This window comes from Mesorhizobium sp. NPDC059025, from assembly GCF_042739655.1.
In the GTDB taxonomy this organism is placed as follows: Bacteria; Pseudomonadota; Alphaproteobacteria; order Rhizobiales; family Rhizobiaceae; genus Mesorhizobium.
Genome location: NZ_JBHYIM010000010.1, coordinates 127173 through 145404, shown reverse-complemented (window position 1 = coordinate 145404; position 18232 = coordinate 127173). Strand labels below are relative to the sequence as shown.

At 64.6% G+C, this 18232-nt stretch carries 18 protein-coding genes and 1 pseudogene; 9 read left to right on the top strand and 10 right to left on the bottom strand.

Annotated elements, in window-relative coordinates:
- Window positions 1-5: 5 nt before the first annotated feature.
- Together ACFWYE_RS22720 and ACFWYE_RS22715 are read right to left on the bottom strand one after the other, a co-directional pair.
- On the bottom strand, window positions 6-815 hold the full coding sequence (locus tag ACFWYE_RS22720) for an SRPBCC domain-containing protein (RefSeq protein WP_379114463.1): 810 nt from the start codon (window positions 813-815) through the stop codon (window positions 6-8).
- Window positions 816-826: 11 nt separating this feature from the next.
- Window positions 827-1411, bottom strand: coding sequence for a winged helix-turn-helix domain-containing protein (locus tag ACFWYE_RS22715; protein WP_379114462.1), 585 nt, complete (start codon window positions 1409-1411; stop codon window positions 827-829).
- Window positions 1412-1666: 255 nt separating this feature from the next.
- Between ACFWYE_RS22715 and ACFWYE_RS22710 the strand changes: the two genes are divergently transcribed.
- Entirely contained in the window at window positions 1667-2590 is a 924-nt protein-coding gene (locus ACFWYE_RS22710) for a sterol desaturase family protein (RefSeq protein WP_379114460.1), read from the top strand.
- Window positions 2591-2611: 21 nt separating this feature from the next.
- On the opposite strand, the gene ACFWYE_RS22705 is transcribed toward ACFWYE_RS22710, so the two are convergent.
- The 5 genes from ACFWYE_RS22705 to ACFWYE_RS22685 all read right to left on the bottom strand — a co-directional run bounded on the left by ACFWYE_RS22705 (window position 2612) and on the right by ACFWYE_RS22685 (window position 7890).
- The gene (locus tag ACFWYE_RS22705; protein WP_379114459.1) at window positions 2612-3811 is read right to left on the bottom strand and encodes an ABC transporter permease; all 1200 of its coding nucleotides are present in this window, start codon (window positions 3809-3811) and stop codon (window positions 2612-2614) included.
- A 5-nt stretch (window positions 3812-3816) separates the two neighbouring features.
- A complete protein-coding gene (locus ACFWYE_RS22700; RefSeq protein WP_379114457.1) occupies window positions 3817-4959 on the bottom strand; it encodes an ABC transporter permease in 1143 nt (380 codons plus the stop codon).
- Window positions 4956-5654, bottom strand: a complete 699-nt coding sequence (locus tag ACFWYE_RS22695; protein WP_379114455.1) for an ABC transporter ATP-binding protein — start codon at window positions 5652-5654, stop codon at window positions 4956-4958. The genes ACFWYE_RS22700 and ACFWYE_RS22695 overlap by 4 nt, the downstream gene beginning before the upstream one ends.
- The gene (locus ACFWYE_RS22690; protein ID WP_379114453.1) at window positions 5651-6745 is read right to left on the bottom strand and encodes an efflux RND transporter periplasmic adaptor subunit; all 1095 of its coding nucleotides are present in this window, start codon (window positions 6743-6745) and stop codon (window positions 5651-5653) included. The genes ACFWYE_RS22695 and ACFWYE_RS22690 overlap by 4 nt, the downstream gene beginning before the upstream one ends.
- Before the next feature lie 89 nt (window positions 6746-6834).
- The gene (locus tag ACFWYE_RS22685) at window positions 6835-7890 is read right to left on the bottom strand and encodes a helix-turn-helix domain-containing protein (protein WP_379073183.1); all 1056 of its coding nucleotides are present in this window, start codon (window positions 7888-7890) and stop codon (window positions 6835-6837) included.
- 173 nt (window positions 7891-8063) lie between these two features.
- On the opposite strand from ACFWYE_RS22685, the gene ACFWYE_RS22680 reads away from it, so the two are divergent.
- Together ACFWYE_RS22680 and ACFWYE_RS22675 are read left to right on the top strand one after the other, a co-directional pair.
- Window positions 8064-8708 (top strand): helix-turn-helix transcriptional regulator, encoded by a 645-nt coding sequence (locus ACFWYE_RS22680; RefSeq protein WP_379063171.1) that lies wholly within the window; start codon window positions 8064-8066, stop codon window positions 8706-8708.
- Window positions 8709-8717: 9 nt separating this feature from the next.
- A complete protein-coding gene (locus ACFWYE_RS22675) occupies window positions 8718-9782 on the top strand; it encodes a thermonuclease family protein (protein ID WP_379114451.1) in 1065 nt (354 codons plus the stop codon).
- Here ACFWYE_RS22675 and ACFWYE_RS22670 read toward each other — a convergent pair.
- Window positions 9745-11397, bottom strand: a complete 1653-nt coding sequence (locus ACFWYE_RS22670; RefSeq protein WP_379063168.1) for a lysine--tRNA ligase — start codon at window positions 11395-11397, stop codon at window positions 9745-9747. The genes ACFWYE_RS22675 and ACFWYE_RS22670 overlap by 38 nt on opposite strands.
- A 191-nt stretch (window positions 11398-11588) precedes the next feature.
- Complete coding sequence (locus ACFWYE_RS22665; RefSeq protein ID WP_379063166.1) at window positions 11589-12107, bottom strand: DUF6428 family protein; 519 nt, start codon at window positions 12105-12107, stop codon at window positions 11589-11591.
- 42 nt (window positions 12108-12149) lie between these two features.
- Between ACFWYE_RS22665 and ACFWYE_RS22660 the strand changes: the two genes are divergently transcribed.
- The 6 genes and pseudogenes from ACFWYE_RS22660 to ACFWYE_RS22635 all read left to right on the top strand — a co-directional run bounded on the left by ACFWYE_RS22660 (window position 12150) and on the right by ACFWYE_RS22635 (window position 16794).
- Window positions 12150-12503 carry an ArsR/SmtB family transcription factor gene (locus ACFWYE_RS22660; RefSeq protein WP_379063164.1) on the top strand — a complete coding sequence of 118 codons (354 nt, stop codon included), beginning with the start codon at window positions 12150-12152 and terminating at the stop codon, window positions 12501-12503.
- Entirely contained in the window at window positions 12500-13039 is a 540-nt protein-coding gene (locus ACFWYE_RS22655) for an arsenate reductase ArsC (protein WP_379114450.1), read from the top strand. The genes ACFWYE_RS22660 and ACFWYE_RS22655 overlap by 4 nt, the downstream gene beginning before the upstream one ends.
- Before the next feature lie 3 nt (window positions 13040-13042).
- Window positions 13043-14103: pseudogene (arsB, locus tag ACFWYE_RS22650) on the top strand (ACR3 family arsenite efflux transporter).
- Window positions 14100-14510 carry an arsenate reductase (glutaredoxin) gene (arsC, locus tag ACFWYE_RS22645; RefSeq protein WP_379114448.1) on the top strand — a complete coding sequence of 137 codons (411 nt, stop codon included), beginning with the start codon at window positions 14100-14102 and terminating at the stop codon, window positions 14508-14510. Before arsB ends, arsC begins: the two are co-directional and overlap by 4 nt.
- Window positions 14507-15694: an arsenite efflux MFS transporter ArsK gene (arsK, locus tag ACFWYE_RS22640; RefSeq protein ID WP_379114572.1), complete on the top strand. Its 1188-nt coding sequence runs from the start codon at window positions 14507-14509 to the stop codon at window positions 15692-15694. Before arsC ends, arsK begins: the two co-directional genes overlap by 4 nt.
- A 98-nt stretch (window positions 15695-15792) precedes the next feature.
- Complete coding sequence (locus tag ACFWYE_RS22635) at window positions 15793-16794, top strand: NADP-dependent oxidoreductase (RefSeq protein ID WP_379114446.1); 1002 nt, start codon at window positions 15793-15795, stop codon at window positions 16792-16794.
- Window positions 16795-16807: 13 nt separating this feature from the next.
- On the opposite strand, the gene ACFWYE_RS22630 is transcribed toward ACFWYE_RS22635, so the two are convergent.
- Window positions 16808-17884, bottom strand: coding sequence for a D-alanine--D-alanine ligase family protein (locus ACFWYE_RS22630; protein WP_379114445.1), 1077 nt, complete (start codon window positions 17882-17884; stop codon window positions 16808-16810).
- Between the last annotated feature and the right edge of the window lie 348 nt (window positions 17885-18232).

The window sequence follows — 18232 nt, the reverse complement described above, 5'->3', positions numbered from 1 at the left end:
TTCTTTCAATGTGCAGCCTGCCCGACGGTCTCGCGGAGCCAATCCTTCCATCCAGGAGCGCCCTCCGCGACGCGTTGCCCGGCGTCGTCGCCATAGAGGTACAAGGTTATGCCGGCGCTGGTGGCATCCCCGATGCCATATGTTCCGATCAATGCAATACCGGGCGATGGTTGTGTCAGGCGCAGAAGCATGTAGCGTTCCGTGTCGCTCTGCTGCACGCGCTCGACAACACCTGACAGTTGCTCTGGCGTTCGCGAAGCCGTCCTCGTCTCGCCGGCGTTGGCCCCGACCAGGCCAAGGCCATCAACCAGACGTTTCCAGACGTCAAGCTGGGGCGCTTCCACACGCGCCATCGCTGCAGATACCGCCGCTTTCTCGCCGGAGAAAAGCGAGAGGTAGAGGCGCAGGACCTCGAAGAAACCGGGCCAGCCGCTCTCGAAGCCTTCGATCTGGTCATCCCAGTCGTCGGTCGAAGCGAACAGCGAATGGACCATGCGCACGATGCAGCGGTTTCCCGATCTGGCCGTCACCGTGATTTCTGTTGCCAGCGATGGCGCGCCCTCGGCCCAGTCGCGTTCGACATAACCGAACCGGAAGGGAGGCTCCCAGAGGGTCACCTCTCCGTTGGATTCCCCGTTCTCGCCCATGTCGAACCGGAGCGCGCCCCCGACGCGCCCATCGATGGCGGTCGGGGTGAACCAGGCCGTATAGCCGGGACCCGTCGCGATCGCCTGCCACACCTGTTCGGGCGTGCCGGGCACGCTCAACTCCATCTCGACCCAGCGCTTGCCGGTTTCGTCCTTCTTGATCGGCATCGGACTTCCTTTCAGGTATCGCCGGGAGCAGGGTAGGCCACCACCACGAGCCGGTGGGGGCGTGCCCCGGGTGCCGTGTCGTCGTGATAGCGTGCCGCCAGCGCGGCGATCGCATTGGTCATATCGGCTGCAAAGGCCGCGCGATCGGCGGGTGACCGGAAATGGATGGTCGTATCGATCGACAGCGTGGCAAGCCGTTTGCCCTTCACACGGGCGTTGCGCCACAGATCTCCGACTTCGCGGATGGCGCGCCCCGCGAGCGCGATGAGGTAGCCGGCCGAGAGCCGATCCTGGTTCCGTGACGGATCGGCTCCAATCGGTCCGAGCGCCGCCGGTGAAACGACGTAGGAGGAAGCGGTCGCGATCATCAGCCGCTCCGTAAGGCCGCCCCAATGCCGCTCCGCGACCGGGACAACCAGCTTGTGCTCCTCCAGCGCACGAAGGTGATAATTGACCTTCTGGCGGGCAAGACCCACCCGTGCCGCCAGGGTTGCCGCGGAGGCGGGCTGCGTGAGTTCCGCCAGAAGCCTGGATCGGATCGGATCGAGGACGGCTGTGGCCACAACGGCGGTTTCGATGACTTCCACTTCGATCATCGGTTCAGACTTGCATTGACAAAAAAATTTGTCAATGCGGAACATGGCTTTCGATCAGTACCTGCTCGGGCGCCGGGTGAAACCGCGAAAGCCTTCGAAGGGCAAGTGAGGCAGTCGGCAGCCGGTGTTGCATGGTCGGTATTTGACCGCATGCCGACTGCCGAGTGACATTCAGACCCCCTTAAGCAAGGCCCGCTAAATTGCGCTCCAGGGCTGGTTTCGCGGCGGCACTGCTGTTGCGGTGGGAGGCAGGGCGTGGAGCAGATCGTCGAATTCCTGGAGACGATGATCGGGGTCTGGCCGACGGCGATCAGATCGCCCGCCAATCAATGCGTCTTCGCATTCCTGGTCCTGCTGCTGGTCCTCGACATAGCGCGCAAGGGATGGCGGCTTTCGTGGTCCCGGGTTGCGGTTCGCAGCGTGGCCGCGACGATCGCCATCTTCAACATCAATCTCATCCTGGCTCCGGCCATCTGGCTGCTTTCGGACCAGATCAAGGCGCTCTATGCGCTGGCAGGCATTCCAAGCATCCCGACATCGGCCTGGTCCGCTTTTCCGGTCTGGGCTCTCATGCTCGTCGCCATTGTGGCGCATGACTTTGCCAATTACTGGAACCACCGGCTCATGCACATGAAATGGCTGTGGCCGGTGCACGCGATCCATCACTCCGATCCGCATGTGAATGCGCTGACGGCCTATCGCATCCATGCGCTCGAGACGCTGGTCATGTGGGGGTCCTACACCATCCTGCTGACATGGCTCGGCCTTCCCGCCGACGCCATCGGCATGGGCGCCGTCATCCTGGTGCTGCATACGATCTACGTTCACGTCGATGTCGATTGGGATCACGGACCGTTTCGCCTGCTGATCGCTTCGCCGCGCTTTCATCGCTGGCATCACGCGAATGCTCCCGAGGCCTACGGCAAGAACCTCGCCAACGTGTTTCCCTTCTTCGACCGGGTATTCGGCACCTATCATGTGCCTGGCCCCTGCACCGCAGCCATGGGTGCAGACAATGTCCCGCAAAACGACGTCGTGCGCCTGACATTGTGGCCGGCGCTGGAATGGACGCGCCTGACGCTGGAGCAGATCGGCATAGCGCGCAGGCGAATCGGCAGCATATCCGGGCGCGATGCGGCCTTGCCGGGATCGGGTATGGCGAAGGTCGACATCGACTAGGTGTCCTGCCACGGTGCTGCACTACCCGCGTGCCCGCAGGGCCGCCGTCAGTGGCAGCCGGGTTGCCGCGATTGCCGGGAGAGCGCCGCCGATGATGCCGATCGTCAGGCCGAGCAGGCCGGCGGGAACCATCACATCCGCGTCTACCGCCAGCCGGAAGCCCATGCTGGCGTCGTTCGCACCGACGGTGCTGGCCTCCCAGCCGTTGAACAGCAGCCATGAAGCGAGAATACCCAGCATCACGCCGGCAGCAGCAAGTGCGACCGCTTCGAACCATGTCGCCAGGAAAGCCGGCAGCCTGCCGAAGCCGAGCGCACGAACGGTGGCGATCTCGATGGTCCGGTCGGAGACCGAGCTCATCATCGTGTTGAGTGCTCCGGCTGTCGCGCCGATCGCCATCAAGAGCGCGACCGGCCAGCCGAACAAGCGGATGAGGCTGGCTGTACGCCCCGATTGCGCGGCGTAGAGATCAGCTTCGGAGATGGCGACGAGCGGTGTCGAGGTTATGGTCGCCAGGCCTGCCTTGAGCACTGCGAGCGATGCAGGCGTGGCGAGGCGCAAACGCAGGCTTTGCACCTGTCCCTGCCGGTCGAAGCCGGCGCGAACCGCGTCGAGGTCGCCCCATATCTCGGATTCGAAAGCACTGCCGCTGGCCGTGAAATGGCCGACAACCGTCCAGTCCACGGTCCCCAGCCGAACCGTGTCGCCGATCGCAAAGCCCGTGAAGTCGGCCGCTATGCGAGCGCCGACCATGATCTCGCGGGCGCCGGGTGTAAACAGTCGGCCCGCCTGCAGCGTGATGCCTTCGCGGATCGAGGGACCATTGGCATCCATGCCGCGAAGCGCGGCCGTCGAGGTCTGCCTGCCGGCGACATCCACCGGCACCACCAGCTCGCGGGACACAAGCGGTGTCCCGTTCGCATCCCGGACAATATCCGCGGTCGTTGCCCCCGTCAGCGACTCGACGCCGCGGATCGCATCGGCGGGAATATCGGATCCGGTCTCCTGGTTCGTGCCGCCGCCGAGGACAACGGCGACCAGCGGCGAACCTGTGCTGGTCAGTGCCCTTTCGAAACCCCTGGCCATCGCCAGGAACCCGGCAAGGACGGCGACGACAAGCGCGACCGAAAGCACCATCGACAACGAGATCGCCAGGCGGCGCCGCAGGCTGCCGAAATTGGCCCGCGTCATCACGAGCGTCTGTCTGATCTGGGTGGACATGGCGGCTACCTCGCTCTGAAGGCTTTGACGATGGGGGTGCGCATGGCATTGATGGCCGGCAACAGGCCGGTCGCGAAGCCGAGCAGGAGAGCGATCGCTGTCGCCTTGGCCAGCACCGGCGGCGAGAAGACGAGGCCGACAACCGGTCCGACAAGCACCGTCGCGAGCTTGGCCAGGGCGAGACCGACGCCCGCACCGATGATGCAGATGAACAGCGTCTCGCCGAGCACAAGGGCTAAGATCCTGAGATTGGAGACGCCCAGCGTCTTCAGCACACCGATCTCGAAAGTGCGCTCGCGCACGGCGAAGACCATGGTGTTGACGACGATCATCAGCAGCGTGATGAAGGCCGTCCCCGTGACCAGGTCGACGATCAGCCCGATGTCGGCATATTGGCGCAGGAAGGCTTCCAGGAACTGCTTTTCCGACTGCGTTCGGGTCGGTGCGGCCGAGTTGGCGAACAGGGCGTCGATGCGGGCAGCAAGCGCACTTGCCTTGATGCCGTCACCCGGGCGAACGATGAAGGCGTCGACCGTATCCCTGCCCTTGGCCCGGGCCGCGTTGACATAGTCGTATCGGGCAATGACGAAATAGGTGTCGGTGCTGGCGCCAGCGCCTTCGAAGATGCCGGCGATCTCGAAGCGCCAGTCGCGGCCGCCATCCTGCCTGGCCATCTGGAGAGCGGTGATGGCGATGCGCTGGCCGACCGACCAGCCTTGAGCCTCGGCCAGCGCGCGGCCGACCAGCACCCGCTCGCGGCCTTGATCCAGTGTTGCGATCAACGCTGGCGTCAGTCCGAGTTCCTTGCCGTTGACGGCCATGAGCGCCTGCTGCTCGACGGCGCTGACTGCGATGACATTTTTCTCACTGCCGGAAAATCCACGCATGCGCGCCATGTAGCCGACCGCGCCGGTGCCGGGTTCAGCGGCGATGCGGGCGAGGTGCGACATCGGCAGCGCCTGTCCACGGCCCCCGGCGCTCATCACGCCCAATATGTCCTCGCTGGCGGCGGAAGCCCCTTGCGAACCGGCCAGGAAACTTGCGGTCAGGCCGTAAATGAGGAAGGCGATCGCGACGCAGATCATCAGCAGCACGGTACGCAGCGGCTTTCGCCAGGCGTTCTTGCGGGCAAGACCGAAGAAAGTCATGAGGCGGCCCTCTTCTCTTCGACGAACTGGCCCTTGTCGAGATGCAGCGTCCTCCTGGCGGAACGTGCCGCCTGCGGGTCGTGCGTCACCATGACGATGGTTTTTTCCAGGCTACGGTTGAGGAAGCCGAGCATCTCCAGCACATCGTCGGCCGAGTTCCGGTCGAGATCACCGGTCGGCTCGTCGCAGAGAAGCAGGCCGGGATCGGAGACGATGGCGCGGGCGATGCCGACACGCTGCTGTTGGCCGCCCGACATCATGGCGGGATACTGCTTCTCGCGGCCGGCAAGCCCGACCAGATCGAGCACCTTGCCGACCCGCGCGCGGCGTTCGCTTGCCGACAGGGGTTTCAGCAGCAGCGGCAGCTCCACATTCTCCGCTGCGTTCAGCATCGGCAGCAGATTATAGAACTGGAAGACGATGCCCATATTGTGCGCCCGCCAGGACGAGCGCGCGCTCTCGCCCATCTGGTCGAGCCGGTGGTTGCCGATGCTGAGGCTGCCGGCATCCGGCACGTCGATCCCGGCCAGCATGTTGAGCAGTGTCGACTTGCCCGATCCCGAAGGGCCCATGATCGCAACGAAGTCGCCACGCGGGATGACGAGGTCGAGCCCGCTGAAGATCGGCATCGGCTCGCCGCCGATGCGATAGCCTTTGCGTATGCCGGCAAGCACTATGTAGGAATCGTGGGTCATTGGCTGTCTGCTCCGGTCTTGCTGTCGGTGAGTTGGAGGCGAATGCGCGCGGCCATGTTCGGCCGGATACCGGCTGGCGGATCGGTGAGCGCGAGGCGCAGGCTGACGGTGCCCTTTTCGATCGAGGCGACAGGGGCGACACGTTGCACCTCGATCGCAAAGGGGCGATCGGGAAAACCGTCGAGAACCGCCTCGCCACGCAGTCCTCGCTGCAGGTCGGCCATGCCGGTCTCCGCGACATCGGCATCGATCACCATGGTCGTCTGGTCGCTGATCGTGAGCAGGCTCTGGTTCTCGCGCACGCTGTCGACACGGGCGAGCACGGTGTCGCCGACATGGGCATCGAGCCGCGTCACGGTCCCGGCGAACGGCGCGCGCACCGTCAGTTCGCGGACGGGCTCCTCGGCGACGCGGATGGCAAGTTCCGCCGTTGCGAGATCCTGGCGGGCCTGTGCCGCGGCGTTCTCCGCGCGTTCGACGGTTCTGCGCGCCTCTTCCAGCTGCTGCTTCGAAGCCGTGTCACGGGCTGCAAGTGTTTCGGTGCGGCCAAGGGAGGCGCGTGCCTGGTCGAGGTCGATGGTGCGGGCGGCAAGCAAGAGATCGGCCGTGGCTCTTGCTGCCCTGGCTCGTTCGAGCGCGAAGCGGGCGCCTGCGTCATCGAGCGTCACGAGGATCTGGCCGGCCGCCACCAGGTCTCCCGCCTGGACGGCAACGCCGATGATCCTGCCTTCGTATTTGGAAAAGACGGTGGTGATGCGGGGCGCGACCACATAACCCGAGCCGCTGATCTCGCGGCCGGCCGGTGCACTGACAGGCCCTTTCGTTGGCGCAGCCTTCGAAGGAGCTGGCTTCTCCACGGGCGTCGAGGCGCCGGCCGCCTCATGCGGCTGGCCCGCTGTCGGGCCTCCGGTTTCGATAGCGCGATAGATTTGCGGCTGGAGGAAGGCGATGGCAGCTGCCGCCGCCAGCGCGGAAAGGCCCAGGAGACGGACCAGCCGCCGGGACATTCCCGGTCGCGCCGCACCACTGTCCGGAAAGGGTGACAACGGCGTGAGCGCTGCGGCGAGTTTGCGTTCGTGTTCTGTGATCATGTTCATGCCGCCAGCATGGCCGGCGTGGCGGCAAAAGAGACCTGGAACGCGTTTCCGGTCGTCCTCGATCGCGATTCAGTCCGTCGCCCTCAATCAGCCCCGGCCTTCGTCTGCCTCCAGGCCAGCGGCGTCCTGTCGGTGACGCGGCGGAATTCGCGGTTGAAGTTGGACTTGGTCAGGAAGCCCACGTCGAACATGATCTCGGTCACCGGCTTCGCGGTATCGGTGAGCAGGCTGCATGCCTCCGCGATCCTGTGGTCGTTGACATATTGCGAGACGTTCTTGCCCGTCGCCCGATTGATGGCCGTGGAAATCTGCCGCGCCGGGATTCCCGTCTTGCGGGCCAGCCTGTCGAGATTGAGGTCGACATCGCGATAGATGTGCCGGGTCTCCATCAGGGTCTGGACCGCGGCAAGGGTCTCTTTGTCCTCCACCAGTTCCAGCCGCTGTTGAGTTTCGGACGGCTGCACCGGCATGCCGCGGCGGCCTGCGGTTGCGACCGCGATCGCCAGCACCGCCAGCACCGCGAGATTCGCGATCGTGATCAGGAGCGGGGCATGCGTTCCCTGTGTCCAGGCAAAGTCGGCAAGGACGAAAACATCCATCATCGCCGACAGGAGCAGGGCACACGCCGCAAACAGGATCGCCCGATAGGCAGGCCCGGCATTCTCGAAAGGCGCCAGGCGTAGCGCGTCGGTGCCCAGCCGCGTCAGCAGCAATATCGCGATGGCGTAGCCGGTGAAGATCGACGCGATCGCCAGGTCGATGGCATTTCGCCAGAAAACCATGAGCAGCACGATGGCGATTGCCGGAATGAGATGGAAACCGAGGCGCGGGAGTGTCGAAAGGGCACTCCCGCGCACCAGCCCGGACACGCCCGCATACACCAGCGGCGGCACGGTGGCCGCAACGACCGGAAGGATGATGCCGACACTGCCGATGCCGTACCCCCATCGCAGTCCCAGCAGCACCGATTGCAGCACTGCAACCAGGATCAGGACGAGAAAGGGGATGTTCGGCGGCGCATCGTCATCGCGCCGGACGACGGTGACGAAGAGGATCAGCAGCAGGATGGCAACGACGAAGGGAAGCGGGATGAAAAGCATGAAGGCTGCACGGGCTGTTGGCGAAGCGGTCGGCGTCATCATCGTCCATGAAACGGCTTTTCGCGACCTTGATCGTGTTTCAGCACCCGGAATCGTAACGAGCGGTTGCGTTGCCCGCGCTGCTGACAGGTTTGACAACGCTTGCGGTGGACAAGCCCGATTCGCGTGGCTACAACGGAAAGGTATTTTTTCCTCTTCGAAGGGAGCGGGCCGTGCTCTCGCATGATCGTGTCTGGGCCGCGATAGATGCCCTGGCGGAGCGTTATTCGCTGTCGGCCTCTGGTCTCGCCAGGCGCGCCGGCCTCGACTCGACGGCATTCAACAAATCGAAGCGGCAGTCGTCGGACGGGCGCCCGCGCTGGCCCTCCACCGAGTCGCTCGCCAAGATCATGGAAGCGACGGGCGCGACGCTCGACGAATTCATGGGGCTGATCCAGGGCGGGCAATCTCCTGCCCGGCCGCACGGTTCAGGCGCTGCCGTGCCCCTGGTCGGTTTCGCGCAGGCCGGCGCCGGCGGTTATTTCGACGATGCCGGCTTCCCGGTTGGACAAGGCTGGGATCTGGTCGAATTGCCGGCGCAATCCACCGATACGGCCTATGCCTTGAAGGTCCAGGGCGATTCGATGCTGCCGCTTTACCGCAATGGCGACGTTTTGATCGTGGAGCCGGGTGCCACCGTGCGCCGCGGCGACCGCGTCGTCGTCAAGACCGGCTCCGGCGAGGTCATGGCCAAGGTGCTGGAGCGCCAGACGGCGCGCACCATCTCGCTGCTCTCGCTGAACCCGGATCACCCCAACCGCGACCTGCAGATGGTCGAGGTGGAGTGGGTGGCCCGCATCGTCTGGGCAAGCCAGTAGGATGGCGGCATGAGACCGCTTCCCGCAGTCGTTGCCATCCTGATGCTTGGGGCTTCCGCCGCTGCCATCGTCGCGGGTGGGCGCATCACCGGGGAGGGCGCCAAGGTCGAGATATCGAACGAGGACGTGCCGACGCTCGACATGCTGGGCGACCCTCCTGCCGACCAGCCGGCTGGAGTGGACAACGACGCGGCTCCACCGCCGGAGCCCGAGCCCGCGACCGGACAGGCGCCAGCGGAGAAGCCGCTTCAACCGGGCGTGTCGACGACGCAACAGTCAGGAATGCCGGCGGCACCACAGCAGTCGGGTCAGACGCAGGCCGCAACGCAGCAAGCCACGGCGGAGACCATCCAGCAGCAGGCGGAGGCGGCATCAAGGGCGATCGACCCGATGATGGCGGCGCCGCCGGGCGATCCCGGCGCCTTGCAGCGCATCGAACCGCGCGCGCCGCTGAGCAAGCTTTCGCTGGCGCAGCCGAAGAAGCCGCCGATGCCGGATAAGTGGAAAGGCACGCCGCTCTACCAGGCGGTGGCGCCGGCCGCGGGCCGCATCGAAGCCAAGGGCTATTCGGTCGCTGTCTCGGGCGTCGACATCATGCCGGAGGACGAGACCTGCACCGACGAAGCCGGCAAATCATGGCCTTGCGGCGCACGCGCGCGCGGAGCCTTCCGCGCCCTCATCCGCCAGCGCGCCGTCAACTGCGTGGTGCCACCGGAAGGTGGGCGCGACCTGATCTCCGCGCCTTGCCACATCGGCAAGGTCGATGTCGGCGAGTGGCTGGTGAGCAATGGCTGGGCCCGGCCCGCCGCCGGCGGTCCTTATGCGGAGGCCGGCGAAAAGGCGAAGGCGGAGAAGCGGGGCATCTTCGGCAAGGCGCCGGAGGGGACTGGCCTGCCGCCAGCCCCGCCACCTGTTTCGGCGCCGGAAGCGGTACCGAGTTCGATCATCGACAGTTCGGGCCTGGATGCGCCCGCGTCGCCGAACAGTTCGCCGTCGATCTGGCAGGCTCCGGCCGGACCGGCGCCCGGCGGCGATCCTACGCTGCGAGCTTTCCCTCCAGCGCCCGCGCGATGAGGTCGCGCGTCTCGGCGATGCCGTAGAGCTCGGCGAACGAGCCGAAGCGCGGGCCGCGCTCCTGGCCGATCAGCACCTGGTATATCATCTGGAAGAAGGCGACCGACACGCCGGGGCCGCCTTCCGGGCTCTGCTTGGCATGGTCCTGGTAGCGTTCGATCTTGCGCGCGACGTTGAGCGCCGCGTTCTGGATCGTTTCGCTGTTCGAGCCGGCAGGCAGGGCGCCCAGGGCCTCCGACAGCCTGGCCAGCGCGTCGCGCTCGACATCGTCGGCGGCGCGGTAGACCTTGGTCGGCTTCACGAAGTCGTCGAAATAACGGATCGCATAGCCGGTCAGCTTGTCGAGCTCGGGATGCGTGGCCGGCGTCACGCCCGGTGCATGACGCGAGATGAAGCCCCACAACACGTCCTTGTTCTGGGCATTCGAGGCGCTGACCAGGTTGAGCAGCAGCGCGAACGAGACCGGCATGTCGATGACCGGCGGATGACCGTCATGCATGTGCCAGACCGGGTTGCCGAGCCGCTCCTTCCATTCCTGGCGCGGATAGGCGGAGAGGAAGGAATAATACTCGTCCACAGCCTTCGGGATGACGTCGAAATAGAGCTTCTTCGCCTGCCTTGGCCGCTGGTACATGTAGAGGCCGAGGCTTTCGGTCGGTGCGTAGGTCAGCCACTCGTCTATGGTCAGGCCGTTGCCCTTCGACTTCGAGATCTTCTGGCCATGCTCGTCGAGGAACAGCTCGAACACGAAATGCTCCGGCGCGCGGCCGCCAAGAATGTTGCAGATCTTGTCGTAGATGCCGGCATTGGTCTGGTGATCCTTGCCGAACATCTCGAAATCGACGCCGAGGGCGGCCCAGCGCATGCCGAAATCCGGCTTCCACTGCATCTTCACCTTGCCGCCGGTTACCGGCAGCGTCGTCTCGGTGCCGTCCTCGTCGTTGAAGGTGATGGTGCCGGCCTTGGCGTCGACATGCTTCATCGGCACGTAGAGCACGCGCCCGCTCTTCGGCGAGATGGGCAGGAAGGGGCTGTAGGTCGCCTGGCGTTCTTCGCCCAGCGTCGGCAGCATCACCTTCATGATGGCATCGTACTTCTCGACTGCGCGCAGCAGCATGTCGTCGAAGCGACCCGACTTGTAGTACTCCGTCGCGCTGGCGAATTCGTAGTCGAAGCCGAACGTGTCGAGGAAGCGCCGCAGCATGGTGTTGTTGTGGTCGCCGAAGCTCTTGTAGTCGCCGCCATAGGGGTTCGGCACGACGGTGAGCGGCATCTGCAGGTAAGGTTCGAGCGCGGCGCGGTCCGGCACGTTTTCCGGGATCTTGCGCATGCCGTCCATGTCGTCGGAGAAGCAGAGCAGCTTGGTCTTGACCTCGCCTCTGGTCAGCACATGGAAGGCATGGCGCACCATGGTCGTGCGCGCCACCTCGCCGAAGGTGCCGATATGCGGCAGGCCGGACGGGCCGTAGCCGGTTTCGAACACCACGGTCTCCGGGAATTCACGGCCTTTGTAGCGTTCGACGATCTTTTTGGCTTCCTCGAACGGCCATGCTTTGCTCTCGACGGCGGCGGCAAGGAGTTCGGGATTGAGATCGATCGAATTGGATATGGCCATTATGGATGCCCTGAAAACAAGCCCGGCCACGCTGCCGGACGGTCTGCTCTAGAGCATGATCCCGCAAAGTTGAAGACTTTTCGGACCAGGATCATGCTCGAGGCAAAGATATGGAGCGGATCAGGCCGATGGCGCTTCGCTCCGTGACGCACCGGGGCGCCAACGATTTCGGGTATTTTTCCTTGATGTCGCTACGGACAACACGGCGAACCTGCCGGTCCGCAGCAGGAACCCGCGGCCTGCTGCTCAGCCAGCCAACGATCGCGTGGTTTGCAGCTTGCCGGGCGTGGCGAAAGCGCCACGACGATTTCGCCGGCGCCGATCGACGGCGCGGCGGCTCGGTGCAACTGCATGGGCTGCACGCCATCGCTCACCTCGAAGGTCAGCCGGGCGCTCCGGTCAAGTGAAAGGTGGTCGGCGACCTTGCCGATGATCGCGGCGAACTTCTTGGCCGTCATCTGTTCAGGCGCGTCATCGACGTCCCACAACTGCACGAAGATTTCCGTCCAGGCTTCCGGATTGGCGCCGCAGTCGAGACCGGCGAAGGTTCCGGCCTTCACCTCCGTCACATGATAGCCCTTGCGCAGCCGGCGCCCTTCGCAGCGGAAGGTGAGCGGGCTCGATGGATGCCGGTCGAGTACCTCCAGCAATTCACCGATCGTGATGTCGTCGGCTGCCACCGAAACATTGACGTTGCCAGGAGCATTCATCTGCGCTATTCCTCATTTCGATATTTTTAGGATTATTGAAATATGGATGAACGTCAAGCCCTCGCAGCCTTCGGTGCCCTGTCGCAGGAGACCCGCCTGCGCATCCTGCGCATGCTGGTGGTGGCCGGCCCCCAGGGCATTGCCGCCGGGGCCATTGCCGAGAAGGCCGAAGTGTCGGCCTCCAACGTGTCATTTCATCTGAAGGAACTGGAGCGGGCAGGCCTTGCCGCGGCAAGGCGCGATGCGCGTTCGATCATCTACAGCGCCGAATATGAGGCGCTGAGCGGCCTGATCCGGTTCCTGATGGAGGATTGCTGCGGCGGCCATCCGGAAGTCTGCGCCCCTGTTGTCACCGCAGCCGCCTGCTGCACCCCGTCCAAGGACATTGTTCAATGAGCGACCGCGTCTACAACGTATTGTTCCTGTGTACCGGCAATTCCGCGCGCTCGATCCTGGCGGAAAGCATCCTCAACAGGGAAGGCGCCGGCCGGTTCAGGGCCTATTCGGCGGGCAGCCAGCCGAAGGGCACCGTCAACCCGTTCGCGCTCAAGGTGCTCGCCGCGCTGGATTATCCGGCCGAAGGGTTCCGCTCCAAGAGCTGGGACGAGTTCGCTGTGCCCGGCGCACCGGAGATGGATTTCGTCTTCACCGTCTGTGACAGTGCCGCCGGCGAAGCCTGCCCGGTCTGGCCTGGCAATCCGATGACCGCGCATTGGGGCATCGAGGATCCGGCCGCCGTCGAAGGCTCCGACATCGACAGGGAACGCGCCTTCTCCACCGCGGCGCGCTACATGAAGAACCGCATCGACGCTTTCCTCAACCTGCCGCACGCCTCGATCGATCGTCTCGCCCTTCAGCATCATTTGAAACGGATCGGTTCGACCGAGGGCGCGACATCGGCAGGCCTGCACCAGAACGCGCCGGCGGCCTGAGCGATGACCACATTCGAACGCTACCTGACCCTGTGGGTCGGCCTGTGCATCGTCGCGGGCGTCCTGCTCGGCCATCTCTTTCCAGGCCTGTTCCAGCTTGTCGGCTCGGCCGAGATCGCCAGGGTCAACCTGCCGGTGGCTCTGCTGATCTGGCTGATGATCGTGCCGATGCTGCTCAGGATCGATTTCGCGGCACTCGGCGAAGTCGGTCGCCATTGGCGCGGCATCGGCGTGACGCTGTTCATCAACTGGGCGGTCAAGCCATTCTCGATGGCGCTGCTCGGCTGGCTGTTCGTCGGCTGGCTGTTCCGGCCCTATCTGCCGGCCGGCCAGATCGATTCCTACATTGCCGGGCTGATCATTCTGGCAACCGCCCCCTGTACGGCAATGGTTTTCGTGTGGTCGAACCTGACCAAGGGCGAACCGCATTTCACGCTGTCTCAGGTAGCCTTGAACGACGCCATCATGGTTGTGGCCTTCGCGCCGGTCGTCGGCCTGCTGCTCGGCCTTTCGGCGATCACGGTGCCATGGGGCACGCTGGTGCTGTCCGTCGTGCTCTACATCATCATCCCGGCGTGGCCGCCCAGTTCGTGCGCCGGCGCCTGCTGGCCAAGGGCGGGCAGTCGGCGCTGGACCGGCTGCTTGCTACGCTGCAGCCGGTCTCTCTCGTCGCATTGCTGGCAACGCTGGTTCTGCTTTTCGGCTTCCAGGGTGAACAGATCATCGCGCAGCCGCTGATCATCGCGCTGCTGGCCGTACCGATCCTGATCCAGGTCTATTTCAACGCCGGGCTCGCCTACCTGCTCAACCGCATCAGCGGCGAGCAGCATTGCGTTGCCGGTCCCTCGGCACTGATCGGAGCTTCAAACTTCTTCGAGCTGGCGGTCGCCGCGGCCATCAGCCTGTTCGGCTTCAACTCGGGTGCCGCACTCGCCACCGTCGTCGGCGTGCTGGTCGAGGTGCCGGTGATGCTCTCGGTCGTCTGGATCGTGAACCGCAGCAAAGGCTGGTATGAGCGGGGCCTGAAGCCTGCTCCTGTCACGGAAACCGGAAGGGCGCGATGACCGTCACGATCTATCACAACCCTGCCTGTGGCACGTCCCGCAACACCCTGGCGATGATCAAGGCCAGTGGTGAAGAGCCTGTTGTCATCGAATACCTCGTCGATCCGCCGTCCTGGCAGCGGCTGGTCGAACTGATGGCGGCCATGCAGATCACGCCGAGGCAGTTGCTGCGCGAGAAGGACACGCCTTATGGCGAACTCGGCCTTGCCGACCCCAAATGGTCGGACGATGACCTGATCGACTTCATGCTGGCGTACCCGATCCTGATCAACCGGCCGATTGTCGAGACAGAGAAGGGCACCGCGCTTTGCCGGCCGTCTGAGGTTGTGCTCGATCTGCTCGACACACCCGTCTCCGCCTTCACCAAGGAAGACGGCGAAGTCGTGCATCACTCCCGCAAGGCCTGACCGTGAGCGGGACAGATGAGCGAATACCCGTGGCTGCGGTCATCTCGCTCGGTGTCACCCAGATCATCGCTTATGGCACGCTCTATTACAGCTTCTCGATCCTGGCGCCGGATATGGCGCGGGATTTCGGATGGCCCCTGGAATGGGTGTTCGGCGCGCTGTCCGTGGCATTGCTGGCGGGTGGCTTCGCTGCGCCCTGGTTCGGCCGGCTGATCGACCAATATGGCGCCGGGCGCTTGATGTCGGCCGGTTCGCTTCTGGCGACAATGGCACTGGCAGCCTGCGCGGCAGCTCCCAATGGCACCGTCTTCGTCGCGGCATTGATTACCCTGGAACTTGCATCGAACCTTGTCCAGTACGGCGCGGCATTTGCACTTCTGGTGCAATTGCGCCCGCATGTCGCCGCACGCAGCATCACCTATCTCACCCTGATCGGCGGATTTGCCTCGACCGTCTTCTGGCCTGTCACCACCGCGCTGCATCGCCACTTCTCGTGGCAGGAAGTCTATCTAGTCTTCGCTACTCTCAACCTGCTGATCTGTCTGCCGCTGCATTGGCGGCTCTCCGGTGCCCTTGCCCGAAATCGGGCGGATGGAACGTCGACGTCGACGCCGGTGCTCGGCCGTTTGCCCCCGCAGCGAAGACGGCTCGGCTTCGTCCTGATGGTCACCGGCTTTGCACTGCAGGCCTTGGTTGGAGCCGCCATCCTGGTGCACATGGTGCCACTGCTCTCGGGCCTCGGCCTTGGCGCGTCGGCGGCCCTCGTCGGCACGCTTTTCGGGCCGGCGCAAGTCACCAGCCGCCTCGTCAACATGGGGTTCGGCCGTAACCTGTCGCCGGTGACGCTGGCCGTGATTGCCGCCACCTTGATGCCGGTCGGCGTGGCGGCGCTGGCATGGTCGGCGCCGTCGGTTGCCGGCGCCATGATTTTTGCCATCCTATTCGGCTTGGGCAACGGGCTGCTTAGCATCGTGTCGGGCACACTGCCGCTTCATCTGTTCGGCAGCGAGGGCTATGGCAGGCTGCAGGGCAGGGTGAATTCCGCGCGCCTCGTCGTCTCGGCAGTCGCCCCGTTCGCGCTGGCATTCGGCATGATCCGGATCGGGGTCATCCCTTCGCTCGCCGTCGCCGTCGCCGCCGGAGCAATTGCCGTGCTGGCCTTCCTGATGATCCGGCGAGGCTGATCAGTCCCGGCCGGCACTTGATCACATGTTACCGACATTCTGGGCCAGCCCGTCGCATGCTAGAAGTGCGCAGGAGCCAACGATCGATGGGGTGCGCAATGCAGGCCTTTGTTCTGACGGGATATGGCGGTGCCGAAGCCGCCGAGCTGCGCGAGATGCCGCGGCCACGCCCCGCCCGTGGCGAGGTGCTGGTGCGTGTTCATGCTGCGGGTCTCAATCCGGTCGATTTCAAGACGCGCGAAGGCAAGCTGAAGGTCATCCAGCGGTATCCGCTGCCGGCCATCATGGGCAACGAGCTGGCCGGCGTCGTCGAGGAACCCGGCGCGGGCGTGACATCGTTCGCGAAAGGAGACCGGATCTTCGCCCGTATGCCGAAGGCCGCCATGGGTGCCTTCGCGGACTATGCGGTTGTTCCCGCCGACCTCGTTGCCCTCATGCCGGCATCGCTGGATTTCGAAAGCGCCGCCGGCGTTCCGCTGGCCGGGCTCACCGCGCTGCAGGCGCTGCGCGATGAGCTCGGCGCGAGGAAGGGCAGCCGCATCTTCATTCCCGGCGGGGCGGGCGGCGTCGGCACCTTCGCCATTCAACTGGCCAAACATCTGGGCGCCGAAGTCACCACCACGGCGTCGCCACGCGGCAAGGCGCTTGTCGAGCGGCTGGGAGCCGACGTGGTCATCGACTACACCACGCAGAAGTTCGAGGATCGTGTGCGCGACATGGATGGCGCCTTCGATCTGCTCGGCGGCGAGACGCTCAGGCAGACATTCAAGGTGGTGAAACGCGGCGGCAAGGTGGTTTCGATCGCCGGCATGCCGGAGCCCCAGACCGCGCTGAAGGACCTTGGCCGGGGCATGGGGCTGGCCGCGCTGTTCTGGCTCGCATCGTTCAGCCTGCGTGCCGAAGCCAGGAAGCACGGCGTCTCGTACCGCTATCTGTTCATGCATCCGAGCGGCAGCGAGCTTGCCGAACTCGCACAGCTGATCGAGCGGAAGAAGCTGGAGCCGGTCATTGACCGGGTATTCCCTTTCGCCGGGATCGCCGATGCCTTTGCCTATCTGGAAGCCGGGCGCGCCAAGGGCAAGGTCGTGGTGCGCATGTAAGACCGACCGGCTTTCAGAGAGAACGTCCGGCGCGCGCCATGCCATGCGCCACCAGCCGGTCGATGATCTCCGGATAGCTGACCCCGCTCACCGCCATCACCTTGGAATACATGCTGATGTCGGTGAAGCCGGGGATGGTGTTCAGCTCGTTGATGAAGACGCGCCTGTCCGCCGTGACGAAGAAATCGGCGCGCGCCATGCCGTCGCAGCCGAGTGCACGAAACGCCGTCGCCGCATGGGCGCGGATTTCGTCCTCGAGATCCGCGGGGATGTCTGCCGGCACCTTCAACGCCGCGCCGTCGGCGTCGATGTATTTGGCGTCGTAGCTATAGAAGCCATGGCTTGCGGCGGGGGTGATCTCGCCGGTTCGCGACACGAACAGCGTGCCGTCGGGGTTCTCCAGCACGGCGCATTCGATCTCGCGGCCGCGAATGAATTCCTCGGCCAAAAGCTTGTCGTCATGGCGGAAACCCTCGGACAGGGCTGTCTCATAGTCCGCCTGTGTCGAGACCTTGTTGATGCCGACCGACGAACCCTGGCGGGCCGGTTTGATGAAGATCGGCAGGCCGAGCGCCTTTTCCAGTCCATCGAAGGCCGGTGCGGCGCCGCGACGGATCGTCACCGACCGCGCGGCAGGTACACCCGCCGCGTTGAACAGCCGCTTGGCGATGTCCTTGTCGAGCGCGTTGGCAGAGCCCGGTATGCCGCATCCGGCGAGCGGCACGCCGGCCACCTCGGCCAGTCCCTGCACCGCTCCGTCCTCGCCGGGAAGGCCGTGCAGGACGGGAAACAGGATGTCGATCTTCGGGGCTTCGTAGGGCACGTCGTCCTTGGGCAAGGCGATTGCCCTTCCGTGTCTTCCCGCCAGCAGACAGATTTCGGTGCCGCTGGATGGCGTTGCCAGCGTGCCGTTTTCGTAGGCGCTCAACAGCCACAGACCGTCGCGGGTGACGAAGATCGGAACGGGATCGTATTTTTCCGGGGCCAGCGCCTTCATGACATTGGCTGCGGAAAGCAGCGAGACGTCATGCTCGGCCGAGCGGCCGCCGAACAGCACGGCAATGCGCAATCTTCCCGATACGTCGACCATAGCCATCCCCCTGAAAGCACTGCGCGGTGACGGCCGCGAACCGGATCTCGTCAGGGTGTGCGGTACGTCTGAGGCTCAATTTGGGCGATGCTGCGGGAACCCGATTTTACATCGGCATGACTGGATTGGACATTTCCGCATTGGTTTCATTTTGACGTTGCATCACCGAGTCAGGGTAAGCAGAATGATCGGATCAGGCGGATGTTTCCGGATAAGGAATTGATATCCAAGGGAGAAATAATTTAGCGGCGGCTTGAAGCGAACAGGCAACCGCAGAGGCATCGCCAAAGGCAAAAGTTTCGTACGCGGAATTGCAGCACGCCGCGATCCGCGATGGGTAAAATCGCA